This window comes from Betaproteobacteria bacterium (genome assembly GCA_016709965.1).
Taxonomy (GTDB): domain Bacteria; phylum Pseudomonadota; class Gammaproteobacteria; order Burkholderiales; family Rhodocyclaceae; genus Azonexus; species Azonexus amarohabitans.
Genome location: JADJLT010000001.1, coordinates 1960648 through 1986297, shown reverse-complemented (window position 1 = coordinate 1986297; position 25650 = coordinate 1960648). Strand labels below are relative to the sequence as shown.

Below are 25650 nucleotides of genomic sequence, written 5' to 3'. Positions count from 1 at the left end.
CAATTTACCTACGGTGAATTATTAAATGCTTTTCGGGGCGCCGCTAGCAAGGGTTTACCCGAGGATTGCACTTGCGAGCCGAACTGTCCCAGCGAATTCGCCTCAGCTTGACGCGATGATCCGGCGCCCAAAGTACGGATAACCTGGAGCAAACCGAGCAAACGCTCGGAAAATCGACGAAAATTCTGCCATGCAAGCCAAGAACAACCTCGATCTGACCGCCTTCAACACCCTCGCCCTTCCCGGCAAGGCTGCCCGCTACCTGAAAATTACGGCACCCGAGCAGTTGGCATCACCTGAAATGGCCGGCCAAACGCGCTTTATTCTCGGTGGCGGCAGCAATCTGGTGCTGACCGGCGACTTCGACGGCCTCGTTCTGCACATGGCCATCGCCGGCAAGCGTTTGCTGAAGGAGGATAGCGAGGCCTTCTACATTGAGGCCGGCGCCGGCGAAAACTGGCATGACTTCGTGCAATGGACCTTGCAACAAGGCTGGCCGGGTCTGGAAAACCTGAGCCTGATTCCCGGTACGGTCGGCGCGGCGCCGATTCAGAATATCGGCGCTTACGGGCTGGAGATCGGTGAATGCTTCGACTCACTGACCGCCTGGGATTTTGAAAAACAGGCGTTTTTTCCGGTTGACCGTAGCAACTGCCGTTTTGCCTACCGCGACAGCATTTTCAAGCAGGAAGGCTGGCATTTGAGCGGGCGGATGGCGATCACCTCGGTTGTTTTCCGGCTGCCAAAAGCGTGGACGCCCAACCTGCGCTACGCCGACGTCAATCAGGAATTGGCCGCACAAAACGTCATCACGCCAACGCCAAAGGATATCGCCAACGCCATCATTGCCGTCCGCCAGCGCAAGTTGCCCGACCCGGCAGTTATCCCGAACACCGGCAGTTTTTTCCATAACCCGGTGGTCGATGCCAAGCTGGCCGATAAATTGTCCGCCGATTTCCCGACATTACCGCGCTACCCGCAGGCAGATGGCCGCGTCAAACTGGCAGCCGGCTGGCTGATCGAGCAGGCCGGCTGGAAGGGAAAGAATCTCGGGCCGGTCGGCATGTACGAAAAGCAGGCGCTGGTGCTGGTCAATCGCGGCGGCGCAACCGGTGCCGACGTCAAGCGAACGATGGCGGCCGTTCAGGCTGATGTCAAAGCCAAGTTCGCGGTCGACCTCACTCCCGAACCGATTTTCCTGTAGCGAACAGGCAGGCGGCAATGCCGGTCGTTACCGCGTCAGCCATCCGGGCCTGACGCACCGGGTCGCCGAGTTCGAGCTCCTCATCGCGATGCTTGATGACGCCGGCCTCAAAAAGTACCGCCGGCAGGGTCGTTTTATAAAGCACCACCAGATTGTCGTAGTACCAGACACCATTTTCTGCATCGGCCGCCAGATGCTTTCGGGCATGCCATGTTGAAGGTTCAAAGCCGGCCCGGCGCAGTATGGCACCGATACTGGTAGCGCAAAGCAGGCTGCTTTCAGGATCCGGATTTTGCGCCGACACGAAAATGCCGTAGCCGCGCTTGACCTCGGTATAGGTCTGCTCAACACCTTCCCAGACCCACGGCTTGAGCCAGGCTTCACCAATCGAGTCGTGGTGGATGGCGATGAAAAAATCGCTCCCCGCCGCCTGCGCCGGGCGTGCCGTCAGGCTACCGATATCGCCGGCAAAATTGACCTCGCGCACACCGAGGCCGCGCTCACGCATGACCCCGGCCAGCACCCCGGCAAATTCGCGATTGAACGCAAACTCCGGACGGCCCCGGGCACTGGTCGCCCCGCCATCGACGCCCCCATGCCCAACATCAATGGCAATGAGCGGCGGCGCGGCAAATGCTGCGGTCGACCCGAAAAACAAGGCAAAACCGAAATTTTTCAAAGATTCCATACGGGAATTATCACGCCAAATGAAAAATCCACCACTACCACCGGTTTGGCCCTAGAACGCCCGCCACGAATTGCGCTATAGTTTCCGCCCAGTATCAGGGAGAAAAAACAATGAGTGACGAGACGAATCTGCCGCGCGGTACCAGCGCCCACATGCCGGACCTGAACTGGAGCCAGGTCCGCGAGACGGTACTGATGCTCGAGCTTTCCGCGGTGCAGATCGAGGCGGCCATGAAGGACAGCAATTCCTCCGTCGAGGTATTGACTGACTCTTTCACAACCATGGCCGGTTACATGCGGATGATCTCCGACACCGTGCAAACCCTGCCCGATCAGGGTGAAGTCGGTGCTGCCAAGCAAAATCTGATCGGCGTTTCCGAGCACGTTTCCGGCATGGTTCACCAAGCCATCATCGCCTTCCAGTTTTATGACAAATTGGTACAACGGCTGGCCCATGTCGGCATCAGCCTGGGTGACCTCAGCAATCTCGTCTCCGATAGCCGTCGGCTGTTCAACCCAAGCGAGTGGGTCGGCCTTCAGGACAAGATCAAGGCCAAGTATTCGACGCGCGAAGAAATCGCCATGTTCGACGCAGTCATGCAAGGCATGCCAGTACAGGAAGCCGTCGAAAAATTCATGGCAGAAATGAAAGAAAAGAGCGACGACATCGAGCTGTTCTAGCCTCGCGCGGAACCCCGGAACATGTCCAATCAGCGCAGGATTCCGGCCGAAGTACTCGCTGAAGCAATGGTCACCGCCGGGGTCGGTTGCTGGCTCTGGGACCCCGAAACCAGCTATCTGCAGATTTCGGAAAATTTCCACGAGCTCCTCGGCTACCCCAGCGACGCGCTTCCCGAAACGCCTGAGGCCTGGCTCGCACTGGCCCATATTGATGATCGTCAGCGACTGGGTGCGCTGTTCGAGCACCTGTCGAACAATGCGACGCATGGTCACCCCGGCTTCAGCCTTCGCCTGAAGCACGGCAGCGGACTCTGGCACTGGTTCGAAGTTCGCCCGCCCGCCGCCGGACAGGAAGCATCAATCGGCCCGACCGTCATCACGTTTATCGAGATCACCCAGCAAAAGCAGGCGGAAGCCGCCCTGCGCGACAGCCAGCTTCGCTTTCGGGCGCTCTATAACACCAGCCCCCTCGCCTTCATCCTGTGGAACCGCGAGGGCAGCATCACCGAATGGAACCGCCGAGCCGAAATGATGTTCGGCTGGCGCTCGGAAGAGGTCATTGGCAAGCGGGTGCACCGGCTCCTGCTCCCCGATGAGCAGCACACTACATTCACCGAAGTCGTCCGCGCGGTCATGCGCGGCAGCGGTGATGGCATTTATGTCGGTCCGGCACTTGGTAAAAATGGCTTGCTCCTCCATTGCAATTGGTACAACGTCGCCCTGCGCAGCGCCAATGGCAAGTTGCTCGGCATACTCTCTCTCGTCCTCGACATCACCGACGAGCGCCTTGCCCATTACCAGCTGGAAAAGAGCGAGAAGGTCTATCGCACCCTGGTCGAAACATCCCCTGATGCGATCCTGCTATTGAGCCTGGACGGTCGACTGCAAATGGCCAATCAGCAGGCCCATCGCCTGTTCGGGCTGGACGAAATGGATGATCTGAGCGCCCGCAGGATCGGCGATCTACTTCCTGCGAACGCCGAAGATGCCAGTGAAGCCGCCGGATTGCTGGACAGTCCAGAAGAGTTCAACGGTTTCATCGTCAATCGAGAACTCCCGATGCAACGCGTCGGCGGCACCCGGTTTGATGCCGCGACCGCATTCACGACCATCATGGATTCGAGCGGCAGATCGTCGGGGATTGTACTTTTCGTTCGCGACATTACCGACAAGCTGCACGCTGAGCGCGAGCTGGAAGCGCATCGCGAAAATCTCGAACGACTGGTCCAGGAACGCACGGCCGAACTGGAAACTGCCCGCGGCTCGCTCGCCAAAATCATCGAGGCCAGCCCGGTGCCAACGCTGGTGCTTGACGAGAATCACACGGTCACTCACTGGAACACCGCCTGCGAACAAATCATCGGCGTTCCGGCCAGTGACATGATTGGCACGCGTGATTCATGGAAGGCCTTTTATTCCGCTCAGCGCCCAATCATGGCCGACCTGGTGATGGCCGGGAAAATGGCTGGGATTGAATCACTCTATGCCGGCAAATTCAGGCAATCAGAACTTGTGCAGGGCGCTTTTGAAGGCGAGGACTACTTTCCGAAATTCAATCGCTGGTTGTTTTTCACCGCTGCACCGCTACGTGACAAGCGCGGCAAAATTGTTGGCGCCATCGAAACGCTACAAGACATTACCGAGCGCAAACTTGCCGAAATCGCACTGACCGAAGCCAAGCAAGTGGCCGAATCGGCAGCCAATACCAAGGCCGAATTCCTGGCCAACATGAGTCACGAAATCCGTACCCCGATGAACGCGGTAATCGGTCTCGCCCACCTTTTGCTGAAGAGCGAACTGTCTGCAAAGCAGCGCGACTTTGTGGCGCGCATACACAATGCCGGCCAGATGCTGCTCGGGTTGATCAACGACATCCTGGATTTTTCCAAGATTGAAGCCGGGCGCATGCAGCTTGAAGCCACTGAATTCGTACTCGACGAAGTCCTCGACAATGTGGCCAGCGTACTGTTGCATCGTGCCCAGGAAAAAGGATTGGCGCTGCAATACCTTGTCGAGCCCGAAGTACCTCCCCGCCTCGTCGGCGATCCGTTGCGGCTGGCCCAGATCCTCATCAACCTGATTGGCAATGCGCTCAAGTTTACGGCCAACGGCTCGGTTACAGTTTTCGTCCGCCGCGTGCCCTGTGACAGCTGCTCGGTCATGCTCGAACTGGATGTTCAGGACACGGGAATCGGCTTGTCACAGGAACAACAACAGAATCTCTTCCAGGCATTCACCCAGGCGGATACCTCAATCACCCGAAAATACGGCGGGACAGGCTTGGGCTTGACCATCTGCAAACGACTGTCCCAGTTGATGGATGGCGACATCTGGGTCACCAGCCAGCCCGGGGTCGGTAGTACTTTCACCTTTGCGGTGAAGCTGGGCTTGGGCAGCGAGCATGAGGTCGGACCACGGGCTGCAATGTCGCGTGCGCTCGTGGTTGATGACAGCCCGCTCTCACGCGCCATCCTTATCCGGCTATTCGAGAAAAACGGCTACACCGCTGTTCCGGCCGAGTCGGGCGCGCAGGCCTTGCAACTACTCGCCGAGGCGCGCGTCGCACCGTTCAAATTCGTCACCATCGACCTCAACATGCCGGGCATGGATGGCCTGGAACTGGCTGAATCTATCCGTAGCCAGACCTTGCTACCGCCCAAACTGGTCATGGTCACCGCAGCGGATACGGCACTTCTCGAAGGGGACAGGCGATTGGGCTGCTTCGATGTCGTTATTAACAAGCCAGTCACTGCCACCCAGATCGGCAAGCTGGTTGCCGAAAGCCATCAGAACAGCCCTTCCGCATTGCCAACCCATGCCGCCCGCCTTGCCGGCTTGCGTGTCCTTCTGGTTGATGACATGCCAACCAACCAGCTGATAGCCTGCGAGATACTGGAATCCTTTGGAATCACCGTAGACACGGCCGACAATGGTGCGCGTGCATTGAAGAAACTGCTCGAAGAGGCTAACATCTATGACATCGTCTTGATGGATGTCCAAATGCCGGAAATGGATGGCCTGGAGGCCACCCGCCGCTTGCGTGCCAGCAAACGCGTGCCCGATCTGCCGATCATCGCAATGACGGCGCATGCGCTGGATAGCGAACGTCAGCGATGCTTGGCCGCAGGCATGAACGACTTTCTGACAAAACCGATCGATCCTGAGTTATTGCAACATATGTTGAGTCGTTGGCAACCCAAACAAGCATCAAGTAACCATGCCCAAATACAAGAGACCACTTCCATGACTTCAACCGATGGATTTCCTGACCTGCCGGGCATAGACAAGGCCGAAGGCCTGAAACGGATGATGAACAAGGCAACGCTATACGAAAAAGTATTGCGCGATTTTTACGCCAGGTTCAAAGATGAACCGACACTCATACGCACAGCACTGGCAACCGGCGATTTTTCGACAGCGGAGCGGCGAGCCCATAGCACCAAGGGACTGGCCGGTACGATTGGGGCGCTTGATTTGCAGAACGCCGCCAAGGTGCTTGAAGATGCCCTGCATGCTGGGAAAATGCCATCCGAAAGCATTTTTGGCCAGTTTGAAGGTGAGCTGGGCATCGTGATCGAAAGCATCGCCCGCGGTTTTGCTATTGATCAGGCTGGCTGAACATCGGCCTTAAAAGTCAGCCGAGGCTTCCCAGACAATATTTGCCTTGGAGCCACCTTTACTGGTGCGCTCCAGCATGTCGATCAACGGCCAGGCACGCTGACTGATTGCGACAACAGGCTCCTTCTTTTTTCCGGTTTTTTCGTCAATCTCATCATCTTGAGGTGGGGGCGCATCTGCATTCTTCACCGCCTCGCTCAAGCGCCGTGCGGCATCTGCCATTTCGGCCTGGGTAAAGGTGCCCCGCGCAGTTGTTTCCTTGCCAATGGCCTGCAGCAAGGGACGAGCTGCTTCCGCGAACATCAGAATTTCCCCTGTTTCACTGGATAAAAAGCGTACTAGCATTCTTTTTCCTTTCGCTGAGTTGATTCCTGGTTGTCACGCTATCCAGCCTTGTGCACAATGAGCTGAAGGGAGACAACAAAATATGACGTCCAATATTACAGCCAATCCACTGGAGACAGGGGCTGACGAACTTGATCGCTTTGCATTGGAGGAATGCGTCAAACGTCAGCGGGTTGATCGGCAGGTTTCAGTACTGACCCTCACTGACAAGCGTTGCGAGATGGCCATCAAGTTTGCCCGTCTTGGCGCTCAGGTCGTTGTCGCTGATACTCTCAGCCATAAACAGGAAATCGAGGGCAGAATCCTGGCCGCCGGGATGCGCGACGAAATTTCATTTGCTGCCGGCGCGTTGTCTGATCTTCCAGTGGATTTACATGGCCAGCCGTTCGACATCATCGTTCTTGGCAGCGACCTATGCACCCTGCCTTACGATGAGGCTCTCCGGGTTGCGCGGCAATTGTTGCTCAAGCTAAAAATTGGCGGCAAGCTGTACATCTCCTTGCTTGGCTTGCATTCAGAATTGAGTGAAGGCTACGCCGACCGTGAGCTGACAATCGATCAACGCTTTGCCGAGCTTTCCCCGGCACTTGCCGAAAAATACGATATTCGACAGCCCGTCTGTCTGTATTCCGAGCGCAATTTATTTGCCTTGCTCCTCGAGGTCGGTGCCAGCGTACTACGTACGTTGACCACCACTTATGGCAACGTGAAAGGCATCGCTGTTCGGGTCTAGCGTACAGAAATCCACGATGTTACGTATCGGCATTGATCTTGGCGGCACCAAAATTGAGGTCATCGCGCTGGCTGAGAATGGGCGCGAACTCATACGGCGACGGGTCGCGACGCCGCAAGGTGACTACATGGCAACACTGAAGGCCGTTGCCGCCCTGGTTGAAGATACCGAACACAAGCTTGGACAACCCGGAACAGTCGGAATCGGCATTCCGGGCGCCGAGTCGCGCCTCACCGGACTGATCAAAAACGCCAATTCGACCAGCCTGAACGGCAAACCGCTAAGAAGAGACCTCCAAGCCTTGCTGCAACGCGACGTGCGACTTGCGAACGACGCAAACTGCTTCGCACTCTCCGAGGCCATCGACGGCAGCGGACGCGATGTTGAAAACGTCTTCGGCGTCATTCTGGGTACCGGTGTCGGTGGCGGCATCGTGATACGTCGCCAAGTCATGGTCGGTGCCAATTCAATTGCCGGCGAGTGGGGACACAATCCTCTGCCACTGCCAACAGCCGACGATCTACCCTTGCCGGCTTGCTACTGTGGTCGCCATGGCTGTGTAGAAACCTATCTTTCAGGACCGGCACTGGCCGCGGATCATCAGCGCCATACCGGCGAACTGTTGAGTGCCGCAGAAATAGAGAGTCGCGCTAGTGCGGGCAATGCTTCTTGCGAAGCGACCCTGCAACGTTATGAAGTCCGCTTGGGCAGGGCCTTGGCCAGCGTCATCAACCTTCTGGATCCCGACGTTATTGTGCTTGGTGGAGGTGTGTCCAAAATGCAGCGGCTGTACCGGAATTTGCCCGAATGCTGCGGTCAACACGTTTTTTCCGACTTTTTTGAAACAAAATTTCTGCCACCTACCCATGGTGACTCCTCGGGCGTTCGTGGCGCCGCATGGTTATGGGATTGATGGCAAAATCCGGCGATCATGATTCAAGTTACCCTTTTCATTGGCGGCATTCGGCCGCTTCCTGAGTCCGGCCGCCCGACGGGCATGTACAAGGAGCGGGTTGGCACAACACTCGAACTTCGCCGGGACGGCTTTGTCGGCGACTTTCAAGCCGACAGACGCGTCCACGGCGGTCCGGAAAAAGCGGTTCACCTCTATCCGGCAAGCCATTACGCCAAGCTTGCCGAGCGTTTTCCTGATGCTGCACCGCAACTAGTCATCGGCAGCCTCGGTGAAAATATCTCGACGCTCAATCTCGATGAAAACGGCGTCCGCATTGGCGACATCTGGCGCCTCGGCAGTGCTCGCCTGCAAGTCTGCCAGCCGCGCAATCCTTGCTGGAAAATTGATGAGCGCTTCTCGACTGACGGCATGGCAGCCTACATTGCCGAGCAGCGGCTGACAGGCTGGTACTGGTCAGTGCTTACCCCCGGCGATGTTGCCCCGGGTGAAGATCTTGATCTGGAGATGGCGGCTGAAGGCGCTTTCACGCTGGCAGAGGCCATGATCTGCTGGCAATCTCACCGCCCCGCCCTGTCCGACCTTGAAAGGCTGGCAACTACCACTGGTATCGCCAATCAATGGAAGCAAAAGATCGTCACTCGCATCGATTGGCTGCGCAAAAATCAGAAAAAGTCAGTCTCGTCATCCGAGCCGTTTCACGTGGAACGGGACAAGACGTGAACTCCCCCGAAACGCATCGCCTTTGGGTCCAGCTATTCCTGCCCTTTGCTGCCGGTTATTTCCTGTCCTACCTTTTTCGAACGGCTAACGCAGTTATCGGCCCGGTACTCGCACAGGAGCTTGATCTCGGCGACAACGCGCTCGGCCTGCTGACCAGTACCTATTTTCTCGCCTTCGGTGCGGCGCAATTGCCGCTCGGCATGCTACTTGACCGCTTCGGGCCTCGCCGAGTCGAAGCCGGGCTGCTGCTGCTGGCAGCCACGGGTGCTGCCGTATTTGCCATGTCAGTTACCTTGAGCGGCCTGGCCATCGGCAGGGCGCTGATCGGGCTTGGCGTATCCGCCTGCCTGATGGCCTCATTCAAAGCCTTTGCCCAATGGTTTCCAGCCAACCGACAGGCCTCGCTGACCGGCTGGATCATGGCCTCCGGCGGCCTGGGCGCACTGGCCGCATCCAAACCGCTTGAGTTCGCCCTCGGCTTTACTGGCTGGCGGGAAATTGCGTTTGGACTTGCAACTGCCACGCTGTTGGTCGCGACCACCATCTGGTTTTCAGTGCCAGACAAAGCCAGCGAGACGAAGGGCGCAGGCTTCAAGGAACAACTTGCCGGCGTCAGGATGGTATTTTCGGATCGCCATTTCTGGCGCTATGCACCGATGGGGTTCTGGATGACCGGCGGTTTCATGGCCGTGCAGGGTCTGTGGGCATCACGCTGGATGACCGTGCTGGAAGGGCTGGATCGCGCAGCAATTGCGACCCGACTGACCTGGATCAGTGCGGCCATGCTCGGGGGATTCCTGTTCATGGGTTTCTTCGCTACCGCCCTAGTGCATCGAGGCATAAAGCTGGAGAAAATCTATCGCGGCGCCATGATGCTCGCTATCGCCTGTTTCTGCCTGATCGCCAGTCGGCCGGGTTTCGCCGGACACCTACTTTGGCCTGTCCTGGGCGCCTGCTTCTCACTCTCCAACATCTCCTATTCACTGGTTGCGCAGTCGTTTCCAGTCACCCTTTCCGGACGGGCAAATACATCGCTGAATCTGCTCGTTTTCGTCGGTGCATTCGGCCTTCAATGGGGGATCGGTGCGCTTGTAGATACCCTTCAAGCCAGTGGCTGGAGCACTATCGCTGCTTTCCGGCTCACTTTCTTTGCTTTACTCAGCGGCCAGCTTGGAGCGCTCATCTGGTTTTTGCGACCGACCGACAAAAACCCGCTTACCGTATAGGCGTGGGGAAATGGTGCCAACGCTGTCTCAAAACTCCAGCGGATCAACCTCGATATGCCAGCGTAACTTTGAAGGCGCCTTGATACCCTGAATGGCCTCTCGCCAGCACGGCAGAAACTGCTGCAAGGCTGGACGTGAATGAGACTCAGCCAACAACTGGCCACGCTCCAGATTGGCCAATCGAGCCAGCTTCATCGGCACCGGATCGTAAATCAGGATATTTTCGTGATCCCCAATGACAGGTAACGCAGCTGCTGTCTTCAGAAACGCAATGGCATCCGCCATCTCCGGAGATTCGGCACGCAGCATTGCCTGAAAGGCATAGGGTGGGAATCCTGCTTGCTCGCGCTCCTTGAGTTGCTGCGCGGCAAATCCCGGGTAATCGTGATCGACCAAGGCTGCGAACAAGGGGTGATCCGGGTACTCGGTTTGAATCAGCACCTCGCCCTTGAGCTCCGCACGCCCTGCGCGCCCTGCAACTTGCATCAACTGGGCAAACAAGCGTTCCGGCGCGCGCCAATCAGCGGCATAGAGTGCAGCGTCAGCACCAAGCGCACCGACCAGCGTCAACTTCGGAAAATCGTGTCCCTTTGCCAGCATCTGGGTGCCGACCAGGATGTCCGCTTGTCCGCCGTGGATAAGTGAAAGCATCGCCTCCCATTGCTTGCGGCTTTTCACTGAATCGCGATCAACACGGAGGATGCGCGCTCCCGGAAATTGCTCCTGCAACCAGATCTCAAGGCGCTGCGTGCCACGGCCGAAAGGATGAATGTCCTGATTGCCGCAGGTCGGACAAGCCTTGGGGATACGGTGTTCGCAGCCGCAGTGATGGCAGCGCAAGCGACGATCTGCGAGATGGAGCACCATGTTTGCTGCACAGCGCGTGCAGCGCGAGATCCAGCCGCAGGCAGTGCAGGCCAGCACCGGCGCGTATCCACGACGATTCAAAAAAACGAGGCTCTGTTCGCCGCGGGCCAGACGTTCCTTGATGGCGGCGATCAACGGCTCACTGACCCCCTCCTTCAAAACCATCTTTCGCGTATCAAGTATGCGTACTTCAGGTAGCGTCGCTTCGGGATTTGCCCGTTGATTCAGCTTTAGCAGACCGTAGCGGCCCCCCTGAGCGTTCGCCCACGACTCCAGTGAAGGTGTCGCCGAACCGAGCAGAATTGGTATGCCAAGCTGGTGAGCCCGAAAGACAGCGACATCGCGCGCCGAGTAACGCATGCCATCCTGCTGTTTGAATGATGAATCGTGCTCTTCATCAATGACAATCAGGCCTAATCGGGGAAGCGGGGTAAAGATCGAAAGCCGGGTACCCAGAATGATGCTGGCCTCGCCCGCAAATGCTGCCCGCCAGTTGCGCTCTCGAGCGGCCTCTGCCAATTCGCTGTGAAGCGATACCACGCCGGCATCGGGAAAGCGGGCACGCACCCGGCCTTCAAGCTGCGGGGTCAAGTTGATTTCCGGAACCAACAGCAGGGCCTGCTTGCCGCCCGCCAGCGCTTGTTCCACAAGGCGCAGGTATACCTCGGTCTTTCCACTGCCCGTCACACCATGTAGCAGATGAACCGAAAAACCAGCGGCTGGATCAATGCCAGCAAGCGCCTCTGCCTGTTCGTCGGTCAGCAACGGCGCTTGCACGGAGGCAGGCTTTGCGCTGACGCGAGCGTTCCGGCGACTTGGCGGATCGAGACGTTTCAGACCAGCTGGCAAGGCCTGAAGGAGAACCTCGCCATAGGCAGCCTGATAATAAGTACTGGCAAATTCACAGAGCTTGAAAAAATCGGCGGGCAATGGCGGCAAATCGCGCAAGATTTCGCTTGCCATCTTTAATTGATCCAGTGGCCAGTCGCTCTCGGTGGCGACCTCAACAATCACCCCAAGTTTTTCACCACGACCGAATGGCACACGCACCCGATAGCCAATATCCGCGGTCGACGCGGATTCAGCCACGTAATCAAAAAGACGATACAGCGGCAAATCGAGTGCAACGCGCAATACGGGCATGGATTTACCGGCCAAAGCCGTCATTTCTTCAAAACGCCAGATTTACAGCAACAAAATTGGCGTTTTAGAGTTGTCCACAAATTCTGTGGATAAGTTTGTGGATTTCTTTTCGAACTTGGCGCCAGGTAACGGTTTGGTAAGGTATTTGTCACTCTGCCGAAATATTAAGCAACAGTCAAATTCGTTTAAATTCAGAAGCTTAAGCAAAAACCCTTGAGTCAAGGGCTTTCCTGATTTTATTTGTACAGAAACGCAAAACTCTGTGCATAAGTCAAGCTTTAGCGCTCACTTATCGCTATCACTTCCGTAATAGACGACTGTGAGAATGCACGGTCTCAACAAGTGCCGTCACACTGTCCGGTGGGGTGAATTGTGAAATACCGTGGCCAAGATTGAATACGTGACCCGTATTTCCGTGACCAAAGCTATCCAGCACCTTCTTTGCTTCGGCAGCCACGATTTCTGGTTGCGCGAACAGGACATTCGGATCGAGATTTCCCTGCAAGGCAACCTTGTCGCCGACACGGCGACGGGCATCACCAATGTCGATCGTCCAGTCGAGGCCAACAGCATCGCAGCCGATGTCAGCTATTTTTTCCAGCCACAGACCACCATTCTTGGTAAAGACGATGCTCGGAATGCGCTGGCCGTCTTTTTCTTTCTTCAGGCCTGCAACAATTCGCCGCATGTATTGCAATGAAAACTCTTCGTAGGCTGCGTTCGAGAGCGAACCACCCCAGGTATCGAAGATCATGACCGCCTGCGCACCACAATCGATCTGGGCATTCAGATAGGCGATCACTGAATCAGCCGTTACCGAGAGGATGCGGTGCAACAGGTCCGGACGGTTGTAAAGCATGCCCTTGATATTGCGGAAGTCGCTCGATCCTTCGCCTTCAACCATGTAACAAGCCAGCGTATAGGGACTGCCGGAGAAGCCGATAAGCGGCACAGAATTGTCCAGCGCACGACGGATTTCCGACACGGCATCCATCACGTAACCGAGATGCTCGTAGGGATCGGTCACGGTAAGGTTGTTGATCGCCCATTCTTCGCGCAGCGGGCGCTCGAACTTCGGTCCTTCGCCTTCAGCGAAATACAGGCCGAGGCCCATTGCATCCGGAACGGTCAGGATGTCCGAGAAAAGGATGGCAGCGTCCAGATCATAGCGAGCAAGAGGTTGCAGCGTTACTTCGCAGGCCATGGTCGGCGACTTGCACAAGTTCAGGAAATTGCCGGCACGTTTGCGGGTCTCGCAATACTCAGGCAAATACCGACCGGCCTGACGCATCAGCCACAGCGGGGTATATTCGGTCGGCTCTTTGAGAAGGGCGCGCAGGAAAGTATCGTTCTTGGGTCGGCTCACGTCGGACTCCGCCTGAAAATCGGAAAGGCGGAATTATCCGCCTTTCCGGGCGCCGGGTCACTTCCGCCAAAAGGCGGGAGTCAAAACAACCAGCAAAGTGAAAATTTCGAGTCGTCCCAGCAGCATTGCAAAGATGCAGATCCAGGTCTGAAAGTCTTCTAGCACCGCATACGTTGTGGAAGGACCAACCACGCCAAGGCCTGGCCCGGTGTTATTGACACTTGCCACGATGGCGGTAAAGGCGGAAACGATATCAAGGCCAGTAAATGCAAGAATTAAGGTCAGTGAAACGATGCTGACCATATACATGAATCCAAAGGAAAGCACCGCAAACAATATGGATTGAGGTGCAATCTGACTGCCGATACGGATGTTGTAAACCGCGTTGGGATGCATCGCCCGCAGCAGTTCACGATAAACCTGCTTGTAGAGGAGCAGCGCTCTCATCATCTTGATACCGCCACCGGTAGAGCCGGCGCTGGTGACAAAACTGGACAAAAACAGCATCCACAAGGGGGCAAAAATAGGCCAAAGCGAATAATCGACGCTGGCGTAGCCAGTCGTTGTGGCGATGGAAATTACATTAAAGGCCGCATGCCGAAGCGCCGTATCCAGTTCGGAATAAGCCCCATCCTTCCAGATATAGATGGCCACCACGAGAATGCTGAGTAGCGTTATCCCGAGAAACCAAGCCGCCTCCGGATCATGCAGATAGGGACGAATGGAGCGTCCGCTGACGGCCAGAAACAATGTTCCGAAATTCATGCCGGCGATCAGCATGAAAACAATGGCCACAAACTCAACAGCGGGAGAATTGAAAAAACCGAAGCTTGCATCGTGGGTCGAAAAGCCGCCAAGGCCCATGGTTGAAAAGCCGTGGCAGACCGCATCAAACCAGCTCATGCCGGCCCAGTGATAACTGACGATGCATGCAATTGACACGCCTACATAGACCAACCAGAGTCCCTTGGCCGTTTCTGCGATACGCGGCGTCATCTTGGCGTCTTTCATCGGCCCAGGCGTTTCAGCCTTGAACATTTGTCGCCCGCCGATACCCAGCAGCGGCAATATGGCAATGGCAAGCACGATCAGCCCCATACCCCCGATCCAAACCAACTGGTGGCGCCAAAGATTTATCGACATGGGAAGCGTGTCCAGATTGGACAACACGGTTGATCCAGTGGTGGTCAGCCCCGACACAGTCTCAAAATAGGCATCGGTATGACTCAGTCCGAGCTGCAACATGAGTGGGATGGCAGCAAATGCCGGCAGGACTGTCCAAACGAGTACCACCATCAGAAAGCCATCGCGAATATTCAACTCGCGCTTGCAGCGACGGTAGCGATACCAGAGAAAAGACCCGCACAGCATGGTCAGCGCAAATGCTTCATCATAGGCGGACTGTGCGCCATCTTTCGTGACGTATGACAGGATCAGCGGCGCAAGCATCGTCAGGCTGAAGAGCATGATGATCATGCCCAACGCACGATAAACGGGGGCAAAGCGGGTCACGATCTACCCCTAAAAAAAGTGAAAACTGACCTGAAAAAGCTTCTCGACCTTCTTGACCAGTTTCTTGCGAGTGCAGAAAACGATCACGTGGTCTTCCGGTTCGATAACGGTGTCGTGGTGGGCTATAACGACCTCGCCGTGACGTGTTATCGAAGTCCAGTCATCGGTCTGACCAATTACCATGGCCTTGTCGAAATTACGAACCAGGGCAGCAACCGTGACACCGTGCGGCCAGTCAATCTGATCAATACGCTTGCCGATGATTTGCGATGTCTTCGCATCACCGTGGGCAACCAGTTCCAGTGCTTCCGCAGCCCCCCGTCGTAACGAATGGACTTCGGCCACATCACCCTGCCGAACATGTGCCAGCAATGCACCAATCGATACCTGGGCCGGTGAAATGCCGATGTCTATCGGCCCCCCTTCAATCATCTCGGCATAGGCACGGCGATTGATCAGGGCAACCACCCTTTTGCTCCCCAACCGTTTGGCCAGACTGCCGGACATGATGTTGTCTTCGTCATCGTTGGTCACTGCGATGAAAAGGTCCATCTCGGCAATATTTTCCTGTTCTAGCAGATCTTCGTCAGTCGCATCGCCGAGCAGGACAAGAGTATTGTGCAGTTCGTTGGCGATCAATTCCGCCCGTTCCTTGCGACCTTCAATCAGCTTGATTTCGTAGCGTTTTTCGAGCGTCTTCGCCAGACGCAGACCGATATTACCCCCCCCGGCAATCATGATCCTTTCCACCGGCTTCATCATTCGCCGAAGCTGGCAAAGTACCGGCCGGATATGCTCGGCTGCCGCGAGCAGGAACACTTCGTCGCCAGCCTCAACCACGGTCTCCCCTTCCGGGAAAACCGGCTGGTCACGACGGAAAATGGCGGCGATCCGTGCATCCATTTCCGGTGGCAGATAATCCCGCATTTGCTTGATCTGTTTGCCAACCAGCAATCCCCCTTCATAAGCCCGCACAGCGACGAGACTGACTCGTCCATTGGCAAAATCCAGCACTTGCAGTGCTTCGGGAAACTCGATCAGATGACGGATATAGTCGGTAATCACTTGCTCCGGACATAGCGCAAAGTCCACCGCAAAGTTCTCCGGCAACAACAGGCTCTCGTCCTCGAGAAAGTCACGAGAACGCAGACGGGCTATTCGGGTCGGCACATTGAAGATGCTGTGAGCCAGCTTGCAGGCAACCAGATTCGACTGATCACTCTCGGTAACCGCGATGATCATGTCGGCATCGTCCGCCCCTGCTTCGCGAAGTGCCGAGGGAGTTGCCCCATTGCCCACTACCGTTCGCAAATCCAGCCGGTCCTGCAATTGTGCGAGCCGCGCGGAATCGTTGTCGACGACCGTGATATCGTTCTCTTCCGAGACAAGTCCTTCGGCAACACTGGCCCCAACCTGACCTGCGCCGAGAATGATCACTTTCATGTCTCCCCCTTTGTGCCCGGGTAATTATTCTTCGTTACGTTTTCCCAACTTGACATCCAGCTGCTTCAACTTCCGGTAGAGGTGTGTACGCTCCAGCCCGGACCGCTCTGCCAGCTTTGTCATATTGCCACCTTCAAGGCGCAGATGGTGCTCGAAATACATCTTCTCGAACGCGTCGCGGGCCTCGCGCAATGGCTGATCAAACAACGGTAGCAGCGACAGTATTTCGGGACTGCCACCGGCATCTGGAGGCATGACCCGGGCCACGTCTTCGGCACTGATCTCATCCTCCAGGGAGGTCAGCGCGAGATTGCGGACCAATGCATAGAGATCGCTCCAACTCGACTCCGGCGAGCGCTTCCACGGCAATGTACGTAACGCATTCAGGGCCGCCGTCGACAACCGACGCTGCGGCACCTCTCCTCGCTCGACAAAATTGGTCAGCAGCAGCCCGGCAATTTCCGGCAACTCGTCACCATGGCCGGCCAGCGACGGCAAAGCAACCCATATCTCGCCAAGACGTGCCAGCAATTTGCTGTCCCAGCCCGCTTCACCAAGCGCCGCCAGCGGCGTTGCCGAGGCGACAATCATTTGCAGATTCAGCTTCTCCAGGCGGTCGACCGCGAAAGCCAGGTTCATTTGCTGCATTTTGCCGAACCCGGACAGGTCGGGAACAAAAAGGATCCCTCCCGTCACTTTTTCCAGCATTTCCTGCGTTAATGCGCTGCTCACGCCGGATAGATCCAGCCACGGTGCCCGCGGCAATTGAAGCGTACGGGCACAAATTTCAGCCATGCCCCCACTCGCACCTTTGAGAAGCAGAATGGGCGATTTGGCCAGGGCCTGCTCCATCCGCCGCTTGAATTCCTTGACGAAGGCGAGGCGGCTGAACGCTTCCAGGGTCAACGCCGGGCGGGCAGGCGGCTTGTCATGTTTCAAGGCCTTTTGGACAGTAGACAGCAGCTTTTGGAGTGCGATGGGCTTTTCAAGAAAATCAAAGGCACCAAATCGGGTGGCCTCCACCGCGGTATCGATCGTGCCATGACCGGACATCATGACCACCGGCATGTTGAGATGGCCAGCTGCGTGCCACTCCTTCAGCAACGTGATGCCATCAGTGTCAGGCATCCAGATATCGAGCAGCACGAGGTCGGGCCGTAGTTCGTTGCGAACCAGACGGGCTGCCGTCGCATTTTCTGCCAGACGAACATCGTAGCCCTCATCAATCAGTATTTCGGACAACAGTTCACGTATGCCGACTTCGTCGTCAACGACCAGAATGATTGCCATTTTTGGCTTCCTCCGCTTTCACCAGAGGCAGACGAATCTCTATCCGTGCGCCACCTTCCGGTGCATTGCTGATTTCAATGGTGCCCTGATGCTCTTCGACAATTTTCTTGACGATGGGCAAACCCAAACCCGTGCCACGGGCCTTGGTAGTGACATAAGGTTCAAAAATACGCGGCAACAGCTCCACCGGAAATCCCGGGCCGTTATCGGCAATGGTCAGTTTCGCCTGACGGCCAGCCGTTTCTGTCTGGATCAGGATGCGAGTTCCCTCACGCCCCTCCAGTGCATCTTCGGCATTGCGCAGCAGGTTATGAATAATCTGTCGCAATTGTGTGGCATCGCCAAGTACCAGTGACAAATCCGGCGCCAAGCGCGATTCGATGATCGCTGACGAGCTTTCATAAAGACCCAGTACCTCGCCAATCAAATCATTCAGATCAAGCTCATCCACCTCAGGAGCCGGCATCCTCGCGTAATCGCGGAAATCATTGACCATGCGTTTCATGGCTTGAACCTGATTGATGATGGTCTGTGTGCCACGCGCCAGCATGGCAGCATCACCATCACTCAGTTTATCGGCCAGCTTGAATTGCAACCGTTCGGCAGACAGCTGAATTGGCGTCAGCGGATTCTTGATTTCGTGGGCCAGTCGACGTGCCACCTCACCCCATGCAGCGCTACGTTGGGCGGCAATCAGGCGCGTCACATCATCAAACACCACCACATCACCGCCACCACTGGCCTCCGGTAAACGGGAACCGCGCAGTAACAAGACTTGTTGCATGCCATTCGGCCGTTCCATTTCGAGCTGGGCTTGCCATTCCGCCTCTTCAGTTTCAGCAAAATGCTCGCGAATGAAAGTCCCGAGGGCCTGTTGACGCGGCCATTCTTCAACAGCGGCACCAACCAATCCCATGAAATCGTCGCTCAGGATGGTCAACGCACCCTCGTTGACCGTACGCAAGACAAAATGTCGGTCAAATACCAGAACACCGGTCGACAAGTTAGCCAGAATCGATTCGAGATAACCACGTGCCGACTCGAGTTCGGCCCGATGCCGCTCAGTCTCCCGGCGGGCATCATCTAGCTGACGGGTCATCCGGTTGAACGACTGGGTCAGCACGCCAAGCTCGTCGCCGCTGTAGATGGCCTGACGGGGGGAAAAGTCACCTTGTGCAACCGCTTGCGTGCCTTCCGCCAAAATGTAGAGTGGCGCCGCCAGTCGCCGGGCCATGACATAGGCCAGCGCAAATGCCCCAAAGAGCGCCACCAGGACAGTCAGTGTCAGCGTCAGCGCGTAAATACGGGTCAGGCCCTCGCGCGCCAACTGTAATTCCTGATAATCGCGATAGACGCCCTGCACTGCATCGGCGTCGTGGGCAAGACCGGATGGAACGGGCTGAGTGAGCTGCAGGATTCGCGGCTCCTCAAACATGCCGCGGGCACTGACCGGCACCAGCACGCGCAGGTAGAGTTTGCCGCCATCACCTTCAACGGTGCTAACAAGCTGCGTGCTGCGCGCCTGTTTCAACTGGGACTGACTGGGCAAATCAGGAAGGAGGCTGGACAACTCGGTCGTCGCGCTCGACAGGAGCTGCCCCCCAACCGAGAACAGCGCCGCGGACTGAACCCCCTTTTCTTCGCGCAGGCGCAGCAATGCCGAGCGACGAGAAAACTCCTGAATATCGGAAAGCTCGGTCGCCATGCTGCGCGCCTTGTCGCCCAGATCGAGCAGCAGCGAGTCAAGCGCTGAACGGCCAAGATGCAGGCCGGATTCGAGCGCCTTTTCGACGCGAACGTCGAACCAGCTTTCGATGGAGCGGGTAACAAACTGCACCGAGACACCATAGACCAGTGCCCCGGGCAGCACGGCAATGACCCCGAACATCAGCATCAAACGCAGCTTGAGGCGGGCGCCGAATACCTGCGCCTGATAATCGCGCCAGAGCGTACGTAACTGCCAGCCGACCAACCCAAGCATGCCGATCGCCAGGACGACATTGAGCCCGATCAGCAACGGGTAATTGCGGGAGAAAATTACAGTGTCTGCCGCCGTGGACATCAGCAGCAAGAACCAGAGGATGACCCCTATGGCTGCCGCAAACGCACCGCCGGCTGCGACGATACGCTTCACTTTGCCTCCGTCGGCGAGGCAAACTGAGGCAGGGTCGTCCGCCAAGTCTTCCAGTCGGAACCCAAGCTCCAATCCTTGTTGCCAAGAGCCGTAATCTGGAAGGGGCGCGGTAACTGCGTGATATCAAGTCGAAGTCGTAAAGAAGCATCCACAGGTTCGCCGGGGCGTATCCACTTCTCGCCTCGCTCGGCGATGGTCCAGTTGCGCAGGCGGGACAATACCTGCATGGCCTCGGCCAGCGTTGAGAACGACTGATGCAGGCCACCGGTCGACAAACGATATTGCCGGGTCAGCGCGTGATAAGACAGGCGATAGGTCTGGCTGCGGTTGACCAGCATTTCATCGAGCCAGTACCAACGGCCCTTGGTCAGTTCGAAATCGGCGACGAAATAGAGAACAACGCCTTTGGTAACCGCCTCTTCAAGCCGTGGACTCAGTTCGAATTTGAAATCGGCAGATAGCACATAGCCATCGTCACTGGCTGTAATTTGGGGGTTGGCAACTTCAATTTCTGCGGTCCACGCCAAAAAAGGCACGAAAGCCAACAACAGCAGCCAGCGGCGCAGTCGTTCAATCACGCTTTTCGAGCAGACAGTAGAAAAATCCATCGTGTTCGGCAGTCGGTAAAAGCTGTTCCTCGTGGCAACGATGAGCATCCGGCTGGCACTTCAGGAAACGCCCGATCTGATCACCGTTCTCGGCGGGGAAAACCGAGCAGGTTACGTAGAGCAGTTTACCGCCCGGCCGTACAACCTGCCACAACGCATCAAGGATACGCGCTTGTGCGACGGCAAAACCGGCAATGTCGTCTTCGCGGCGCAGCCACTTGGCGTCCGGATTTCGGCGAACGACGCCGCTGGCCGTACATGGCACATCAGCCAGCACTGCGTCAAAAGGACGTCCGTCCCACCAGGCGGTCAACTTGGCGCAGTCAGCCGCTTCGATCCTCGCCACGAGGCGGAGACGCGACAGCCCCTCGGCAATGCGCCGACAGCGCGATGGCTTCAGATCAAGTGCCAGCAAGTCGAGATCGCAGCGTTCCAGCAGGTGCGCCGTCTTGCCGCCAGGCGCCGCGCAGGCGTCCAGAACATGGCTGCCCGGTGCCGGATCAAGCAGTGTCGCCGCCAACTGCGCCCCCGGATCCTGCACGGAGACAAAGCCATCGGCAAATCCCGGCAGGGCATCCACCGACACCGGCTTTTCGAGCGCCAGTCCACTCTCGCCAACAACTTTTGCGGCAATGCCCGCATCAAGTAGCTTCGACAAATAATCGTCACGAGAAATACGGCGTACGTTGACGCGCAAACCCATGGGCGGTGGCAAATTGCCTGCTTCGACAATGCTCATCCAGTCCTGAGGAAAAGCTGCCTGCAAGCGGGCAAGCCACCAGTCTGGATGCATCGAAGCAGCTACTGGGTCAGCCTCGAAAGCGGCACGTAACGCCACTTGTTGACGCAGGAAATTGCGCAGCACGCCGTTGACCAGACCACGAAAATTTCCGCCCGCAACCTCTCCTGCTGCCGAAACGGCCTGATCAACCACAGTATGGGTCGCGTCCGGCCGGGTTTCCAGACGGTAAATCGCAACCAGCAACAAAGCGCGAACCTCATCGGAAGCCAACGGCCTTTCAAGCAAACGGGACAGGAAAAAGTCTCCGCGCCCATAGGCACGCAGTGAACCATAGACAAGATCCCGAACCGCCGGCCGCGCCACCACATCGACACGGCTGAGCAGCCCCTCGGCCAGACTTTGCCCGCCAAACACGGCAGTATCGATACGGGCGGCCTGCAACAGGGCGAAAGCGAGTGAGTTGAGCGGCAAACGGGACATAGGCGGAGATTATCGCACGCGGCATAATGGCCGAATGCAGCAATTCATTTTCACTCTGATTTTCTTTGTCTTGAGCGCCCCGGCTATGGCCTGGAACGCTGCCGGCCACCGACTGACAGCATTCATCGCCTGGCAGCAACTTTCGCCAAACACCCGGGAGGTGATCAGGCAAACGCTCGTCCGCCATCCGGATTACGAGCATTGGGTAGAAAGGGCGCACACGGACAGCGGCGTCGCCATCTTCGCCGAAGCCTCGACCTGGCCGGACGACATCCGCAACGACCCACGCTTTTATGACGAGGACAAAGAGGCACCCACGCCGAGCCAATCAGGCCTACCCGACACCGCGCGCCACAAACGCTGGCACTACGTTGATTTGAATAGCCGGGGAAAAGTCGAGGCAGGCGAACTGGATCAACAAATCGAGCGCCTGAGCCATCTCCTGCGGTCAACCGAAAAAAAAGCCGAAATTTCAAATGCCCTGCCCTGGCTGGAACATCTCGTTGCCGACATCCACCAGCCGCTGCACGTTGGCCGGCATGGCGACGAAGGCGGGAACAAGATCGAGATCGAAAACCCGTTCAACAAGCGACTGCCCGTCAGCAATTTGCACACTTACTGGGACGACCTGCCCGGCCCGCCCTGGTTGCGCGGCAAACGTCTGGAAAAGATTGCGGATCAACTGATGGCTAACTATCCCGCGCCCGTTCAGGGAAATGTCACGCTCTGGCGCGACGAAAGCCACCGCCTTCTCAATCAGGCTTACCCAGATAGCAACGGTAGCCTGCTCCCCGCCATCACCGAGTCATTTCAGCAACGGGCCCGTGATATTTCCAACCGACGCATCGTCGACGCCGGCTACCGGCTGGGTCGCCTGCTTGAAAGCATATTCAGCCAGCGGGTTTCGCGCGAAACCCCTAAAATTGACCCATGAACGGCCTTCACCTGATTGCTGACCTCCACGATTGCCGATGCCCGGAAGACTTTCTGCATGACGCGTCAGCACTCGAATCATTCAGCGTCGACGCCTGCCAGCGCCATGCCCTGACCGTCGTCGGCCGTCTCTTTCACGCCTTTTGCGCTGCAAATGGCGAACCGGCCGGCGTCACCGGCACCGTCGTCCTGGCCGAGTCTCATCTTGCCATTCACACCTGGCCCGAATTAAGCAGCGTCACGCTGGACGTCTATGTCTGCAATTTCAGCGGCGACCACAGCCAGCAGGCGCACGCCCTGTTCAACGACATGATCGACCGCTTTCGTCCGACCCGGATCGAACAGACCGCAGTTCAACGAGGCCAGCTCGATCCGGATAAAGAAATCCTGCCGTAGCACCGGGCTACTACCCATCCGAACGCAGTTCTACCGACAATGTCCAAACCAACATTGGCATGTTGCCAACGGCTTGTACGCAAAAAGGAGGCGAAGATGGCTGCGAAGAAAATTCTGATGCTGACCGGCGATTACACCGAAGACTACGAAACGATGGTGCCTTTTCAGGCACTGCTCATGGTCGGCCACACCGTACACGCTGTTTGCCCCGGCAAAAGAGCCGGCGAATTCGTCCGAACGGCAATTCATGATTTCGAAGGTGACCAGACCTATAGCGAAAAACCGGGACACAATTTCACACTGAACGCGACCTTTGCCGAAATTACGGTCGAAAGCTACGATGCTCTGGTGATTCCCGGCGGACGCGCACCGGAATATCTGCGTCTCAACCCAGCGGTACTGGCCATGGTTCAGCACTTCGCCACGACTAGCAAACCGATCGCGGCTATTTGCCACGGCGCGCAATTACTGAGTGCGGCAGGCGTCCTGAAAGACCGTTCCTGCAGCGCCTACCCAGCCTACCCAGCCTGCGCACCCGAAGTACGTGCGGCCGGCGGTCAATTTGCCGACATTCCGGTCGATCAGGCCCACGTCGACGGCAACCTTGTCAGCGCACCTGCCTGGCCGGCCCACCCCGACTGGCTGGCAAAATTCCTGCAAGTGCTCGGTACAAACATTACTCTTTGATAAGCGGCGGGCATTCGGCCCGCCCGCAGCGTTTCTGAGCAGGAGATGTCATGTGCGAAATCTATATCAATGCCGACCCCATGCTCTACGAGTCGCGGGCGCGGTCAATCCGGATTCATGGCTTCGTGACCAAGATCCGCCTGGAAAACCTGTTCTGGGACATCCTCGCTGAACTGGCGGGTAACGAGCACATGACGACCAATCAATTGATCGCCAAGCTCTACGACGAAATAGAGCAATACCGCGGCGAAGTCGAAAACTTCACTTCTTTCCTGCGTGTCACCTGCCTGCGCTACCTGACTGTGCGTCACCAGATGGCAGGTGAGAAACCCAGCCTGGCAGTCGTCGGCACCTTGCCCCCCGTATACCGGGAAGCACCCCGCAGCATTGGGGTGGCCTGATCAGGCCAGTGTGTCGAAGCGATCGCCCACTTTCAGCGGATGTCCCGCCAGGAACTGCTGCACTGGCAAACGCTTGCCGCCCGCTTTTTGCAACTCGGTCACGGCCAACGCACCGTCACCGCAGGCAATTACGACACTGCTACGGTCAACCGCCAAAACAGTGCCAAATTCACCATTTAGGTCAACCGGCGCGGCTTGCCAAAATTTGACCGTCTGCCCCCCCAACACTGCCTGAGCACCGGGAAAGGGGTTGAAAGCACGAATATGGCGATCCAGTTCGGCCGCGCTCTTCGTCCAGTCAATCAACGCCTCGGCCTTCTCAATCTTGTGCGCATAAGTGATGCCTTCGGTCGGTTGAGGCTCGGTTGGCAACGGCAGCTTGCCGAGTGCCTCGACAATCAGTCTGGCCCCCAATCCGGCCAGCCGATCATGCAGCGTTGCGGTCGTATCGGTAGCTTCAATGGCAAAAGCACCCCGTAACAACACCGGGCCGGTATCCAGCCCGGCTTCCATCTGCATGATGCAGACGCCGGTTTTGGTGTCGCCGGCCAGCAAGGCACGCTGGATTGGCGCCGCCCCGCGCCAGCGCGGTAGCAGCGAGCCATGAATATTGATGCAACCGAAGCGCGGCATGTCGAGCACTGCCTGCGGCAGGATCAGGCCATAGGCCGCGACGACCATCACCTCGGCACCAATCGCCGCAATCTTCGCTTGCGCTTCAGTATCCTTGAGCGTCAATGGCTGAAACACCTCGATACCGTGTTCGAGCGCCACCTTCTTTACCGCCGATGGCTGTAGCGTCATACCTCGCCCGGCCGGACGATCCGGCTGCGTCAGGACCAGCGCCACATCATGGCCAGCAACAACAATCGCCTGCAAGGCCTGTGCAGCAAACTCCGGCGTTCCGGCGAATATCAGTCTCATGCCGTGACGCGCGCCTGTTTCACCAGCTTGTTCTTGATCCGTGCCTGCTTGAGCAAGGACAGGTGATCGACGAAAACGGTACCGTTCAAATGGTCAATTTCGTGCTGGATACACACAGCCAACAAACCTTCTGTTTCCATGGTGTGCTGCTGACCGTCAAGATCCTGATAGCTGACGCTAACCCGCTCGGCACGTTCGACCTTGTCGTAAATACCGGGCACCGATAGACAACCTTCCTCGCCAACCTGCAAACCCTCACTTTGGCCGAGGATCGGATTGATGAATACGTGCAATTCTGACTTGTCTTCGGATACATCAATGACGACGATACGCTGGTGGACATCAACCTGAGTTGCAGCGAGGCCAATACCGGGGGCTTCATACATCGTTTCAGCCATGTCGGCGACCAGCTTTCGGGTGCCTTCATCGATTTTTGCGACGGGCGCCGCCACCTTTTTCAGGCGCGGATCGGGGAAACGTAAAATGGGTAGAAGAGACATATTGAAATAGGAATAAAAGCTTGCTCGATTAGGTTATTACGTGCAGAATCTAAAGCAATTTCCGCGATTATGGACGCAAATTGATTGGCGCTAT

General features: G+C 57.0%; 23 protein-coding genes. 11 read left to right on the top strand and 12 right to left on the bottom strand.

Annotation, left to right across the window (positions count from 1 at the left end):
- Positions 1-172: 172 nt before the first annotated feature.
- A complete protein-coding gene (gene murB, locus IPJ12_09770; protein MBK7647432.1) occupies positions 173-1204 on the top strand; it encodes a UDP-N-acetylmuramate dehydrogenase in 1032 nt (343 codons plus the stop codon).
- Here the strand turns inward: murB and IPJ12_09765 are convergent.
- Positions 1179-1892 carry an N-acetylmuramoyl-L-alanine amidase gene (locus IPJ12_09765; GenBank protein MBK7647431.1) on the bottom strand — a complete coding sequence of 238 codons (714 nt, stop codon included), beginning with the start codon at positions 1890-1892 and terminating at the stop codon, positions 1179-1181. The genes murB and IPJ12_09765 overlap by 26 nt on opposite strands.
- 110 nt (positions 1893-2002) lie before the next feature.
- Here IPJ12_09765 and IPJ12_09760 point away from each other — a divergent pair, with 110 nt between their 5' ends.
- Entirely contained in the window at positions 2003-2572 is a 570-nt protein-coding gene (locus IPJ12_09760) for a hypothetical protein (protein MBK7647430.1), read from the top strand.
- A 21-nt stretch (positions 2573-2593) separates the two neighbouring features.
- Positions 2594-6190 carry a PAS domain S-box protein gene (locus IPJ12_09755; GenBank protein ID MBK7647429.1) on the top strand — a complete coding sequence of 1199 codons (3597 nt, stop codon included), beginning with the start codon at positions 2594-2596 and terminating at the stop codon, positions 6188-6190.
- Between the two features lie 9 nt (positions 6191-6199).
- Here IPJ12_09755 and IPJ12_09750 read toward each other — a convergent pair whose 3' ends face one another.
- Positions 6200-6535, bottom strand: a complete 336-nt coding sequence (locus IPJ12_09750; protein MBK7647428.1) for a DUF1840 domain-containing protein — start codon at positions 6533-6535, stop codon at positions 6200-6202.
- A gap of 82 nt (positions 6536-6617) precedes the next feature.
- On the opposite strand from IPJ12_09750, the gene IPJ12_09745 reads away from it, so the two are divergent.
- The 4 genes from IPJ12_09745 to IPJ12_09730 are packed head-to-tail and all read left to right on the top strand — an operon-like array spanning position 6618 to position 10130.
- On the top strand, positions 6618-7268 hold the full coding sequence (locus tag IPJ12_09745; protein MBK7647427.1) for a hypothetical protein: 651 nt from the start codon (positions 6618-6620) through the stop codon (positions 7266-7268).
- Between the two features lie 16 nt (positions 7269-7284).
- Complete coding sequence (locus tag IPJ12_09740; protein MBK7647426.1) at positions 7285-8181, top strand: ROK family protein; 897 nt, start codon at positions 7285-7287, stop codon at positions 8179-8181.
- Between the two features lie 18 nt (positions 8182-8199).
- On the top strand, positions 8200-8904 hold the full coding sequence (locus IPJ12_09735) for an MOSC domain-containing protein (protein ID MBK7647425.1): 705 nt from the start codon (positions 8200-8202) through the stop codon (positions 8902-8904).
- Positions 8901-10130, top strand: a complete 1230-nt coding sequence (locus tag IPJ12_09730; protein ID MBK7647424.1) for an MFS transporter — start codon at positions 8901-8903, stop codon at positions 10128-10130. The genes IPJ12_09735 and IPJ12_09730 overlap by 4 nt, the downstream gene beginning before the upstream one ends.
- A gap of 27 nt (positions 10131-10157) precedes the next feature.
- On the opposite strand, the gene IPJ12_09725 is transcribed toward IPJ12_09730, so the two are convergent.
- From IPJ12_09725 to rsmB, 8 genes are all read right to left on the bottom strand, one after another.
- Positions 10158-12140 carry a primosomal protein N' gene (locus tag IPJ12_09725; protein MBK7647423.1) on the bottom strand — a complete coding sequence of 661 codons (1983 nt, stop codon included), beginning with the start codon at positions 12138-12140 and terminating at the stop codon, positions 10158-10160.
- A 298-nt stretch (positions 12141-12438) separates the two neighbouring features.
- Positions 12439-13506, bottom strand: a complete 1068-nt coding sequence (locus IPJ12_09720) for a uroporphyrinogen decarboxylase (protein ID MBK7647422.1) — start codon at positions 13504-13506, stop codon at positions 12439-12441.
- A gap of 57 nt (positions 13507-13563) precedes the next feature.
- Positions 13564-14982: a TrkH family potassium uptake protein gene (locus IPJ12_09715; protein ID MBK7647421.1), complete on the bottom strand. Its 1419-nt coding sequence runs from the start codon at positions 14980-14982 to the stop codon at positions 13564-13566.
- Positions 14983-15027: 45 nt separating this feature from the next.
- Entirely contained in the window at positions 15028-16461 is a 1434-nt protein-coding gene (trkA, locus tag IPJ12_09710; GenBank protein ID MBK7647420.1) for a Trk system potassium transporter TrkA, read from the bottom strand.
- Positions 16462-16485: 24 nt separating this feature from the next.
- Positions 16486-17751: a sigma-54-dependent Fis family transcriptional regulator gene (locus IPJ12_09705; protein MBK7647419.1), complete on the bottom strand. Its 1266-nt coding sequence runs from the start codon at positions 17749-17751 to the stop codon at positions 16486-16488.
- On the bottom strand, positions 17729-19885 hold the full coding sequence (locus tag IPJ12_09700) for a HAMP domain-containing protein (protein ID MBK7647418.1): 2157 nt from the start codon (positions 19883-19885) through the stop codon (positions 17729-17731). Before IPJ12_09700 ends, IPJ12_09705 begins: the two co-directional genes overlap by 23 nt.
- Positions 19882-20493, bottom strand: a complete 612-nt coding sequence (locus tag IPJ12_09695; protein ID MBK7647417.1) for a DUF4390 domain-containing protein — start codon at positions 20491-20493, stop codon at positions 19882-19884. The genes IPJ12_09700 and IPJ12_09695 overlap by 4 nt, the downstream gene beginning before the upstream one ends.
- Positions 20456-21715, bottom strand: a complete 1260-nt coding sequence (rsmB, locus tag IPJ12_09690) for a 16S rRNA (cytosine(967)-C(5))-methyltransferase RsmB (GenBank protein MBK7647416.1) — start codon at positions 21713-21715, stop codon at positions 20456-20458. The genes IPJ12_09695 and rsmB overlap by 38 nt, the downstream gene beginning before the upstream one ends.
- A 34-nt stretch (positions 21716-21749) precedes the next feature.
- Here rsmB and IPJ12_09685 point away from each other — a divergent pair, with 34 nt between their 5' ends.
- From IPJ12_09685 to IPJ12_09670, 4 genes are all read left to right on the top strand, one after another.
- The gene (locus IPJ12_09685; GenBank protein ID MBK7647415.1) at positions 21750-22649 is read left to right on the top strand and encodes a S1/P1 nuclease; all 900 of its coding nucleotides are present in this window, start codon (positions 21750-21752) and stop codon (positions 22647-22649) included.
- The gene (gene speD / locus IPJ12_09680; GenBank protein ID MBK7647414.1) at positions 22646-23044 is read left to right on the top strand and encodes an adenosylmethionine decarboxylase; all 399 of its coding nucleotides are present in this window, start codon (positions 22646-22648) and stop codon (positions 23042-23044) included. The genes IPJ12_09685 and speD overlap by 4 nt, the downstream gene beginning before the upstream one ends.
- Before the next feature lie 96 nt (positions 23045-23140).
- Positions 23141-23731, top strand: coding sequence for a DJ-1/PfpI family protein (locus IPJ12_09675; GenBank protein MBK7647413.1), 591 nt, complete (start codon positions 23141-23143; stop codon positions 23729-23731).
- Between the two features lie 50 nt (positions 23732-23781).
- Complete coding sequence (locus IPJ12_09670; protein MBK7647412.1) at positions 23782-24132, top strand: ribbon-helix-helix domain-containing protein; 351 nt, start codon at positions 23782-23784, stop codon at positions 24130-24132.
- Here IPJ12_09670 and IPJ12_09665 read toward each other — a convergent pair whose 3' ends face one another.
- Positions 24133-25056 (bottom strand): methionyl-tRNA formyltransferase, encoded by a 924-nt coding sequence (locus IPJ12_09665; protein MBK7647411.1) that lies wholly within the window; start codon positions 25054-25056, stop codon positions 24133-24135.
- A complete protein-coding gene (locus tag IPJ12_09660; protein ID MBK7647410.1) occupies positions 25053-25556 on the bottom strand; it encodes a peptide deformylase in 504 nt (167 codons plus the stop codon). Before IPJ12_09660 ends, IPJ12_09665 begins: the two co-directional genes overlap by 4 nt.
- Between the last annotated feature and the right edge of the window lie 94 nt (positions 25557-25650).

What these genes read in the sequence shown, in the direction of transcription:
- IPJ12_09765 (MBK7647431.1), bottom strand. Translation starts at nt 1,892, where the DNA reads ATGGAATCTTTGAAAAATTTCGGTTTTGCCTTGTTTTTCGGGTCGACC.
- IPJ12_09760 (MBK7647430.1), top strand. Translation starts at nt 2,003, where the DNA reads ATGAGTGACGAGACGAATCTGCCGCGCGGTACCAGCGCCCACATGCCG.
- IPJ12_09755 (MBK7647429.1), top strand. Translation starts at nt 2,594, where the DNA reads ATGTCCAATCAGCGCAGGATTCCGGCCGAAGTACTCGCTGAAGCAATG.
- IPJ12_09750 (MBK7647428.1), bottom strand. Translation starts at nt 6,535, where the DNA reads ATGCTAGTACGCTTTTTATCCAGTGAAACAGGGGAAATTCTGATGTTC.
- IPJ12_09745 (MBK7647427.1), top strand. Translation starts at nt 6,618, where the DNA reads ATGACGTCCAATATTACAGCCAATCCACTGGAGACAGGGGCTGACGAA.
- IPJ12_09740 (MBK7647426.1), top strand. Translation starts at nt 7,285, where the DNA reads ATGTTACGTATCGGCATTGATCTTGGCGGCACCAAAATTGAGGTCATC.
- IPJ12_09735 (MBK7647425.1), top strand. Translation starts at nt 8,200, where the DNA reads ATGATTCAAGTTACCCTTTTCATTGGCGGCATTCGGCCGCTTCCTGAG.
- IPJ12_09725 (MBK7647423.1), bottom strand. Translation starts at nt 12,140, where the DNA reads ATGCCCGTATTGCGCGTTGCACTCGATTTGCCGCTGTATCGTCTTTTT.
- IPJ12_09715 (MBK7647421.1), bottom strand. Translation starts at nt 14,982, where the DNA reads ATGATCATCATGCTCTTCAGCCTGACGATGCTTGCGCCGCTGATCCTG.
- trkA (MBK7647420.1), bottom strand. Translation starts at nt 16,461, where the DNA reads ATGAAAGTGATCATTCTCGGCGCAGGTCAGGTTGGGGCCAGTGTTGCC.
- IPJ12_09705 (MBK7647419.1), bottom strand. Translation starts at nt 17,751, where the DNA reads ATGGCAATCATTCTGGTCGTTGACGACGAAGTCGGCATACGTGAACTG.
- IPJ12_09695 (MBK7647417.1), bottom strand. Translation starts at nt 20,493, where the DNA reads ATGGATTTTTCTACTGTCTGCTCGAAAAGCGTGATTGAACGACTGCGC.
- rsmB (MBK7647416.1), bottom strand. Translation starts at nt 21,715, where the DNA reads ATGTCCCGTTTGCCGCTCAACTCACTCGCTTTCGCCCTGTTGCAGGCC.
- IPJ12_09685 (MBK7647415.1), top strand. Translation starts at nt 21,750, where the DNA reads ATGCAGCAATTCATTTTCACTCTGATTTTCTTTGTCTTGAGCGCCCCG.
- speD (MBK7647414.1), top strand. Translation starts at nt 22,646, where the DNA reads ATGAACGGCCTTCACCTGATTGCTGACCTCCACGATTGCCGATGCCCG.
- IPJ12_09675 (MBK7647413.1), top strand. Translation starts at nt 23,141, where the DNA reads ATGGCTGCGAAGAAAATTCTGATGCTGACCGGCGATTACACCGAAGAC.
- IPJ12_09670 (MBK7647412.1), top strand. Translation starts at nt 23,782, where the DNA reads ATGTGCGAAATCTATATCAATGCCGACCCCATGCTCTACGAGTCGCGG.
- IPJ12_09665 (MBK7647411.1), bottom strand. Translation starts at nt 25,056, where the DNA reads ATGAGACTGATATTCGCCGGAACGCCGGAGTTTGCTGCACAGGCCTTG.
- IPJ12_09660 (MBK7647410.1), bottom strand. Translation starts at nt 25,556, where the DNA reads ATGTCTCTTCTACCCATTTTACGTTTCCCCGATCCGCGCCTGAAAAAG.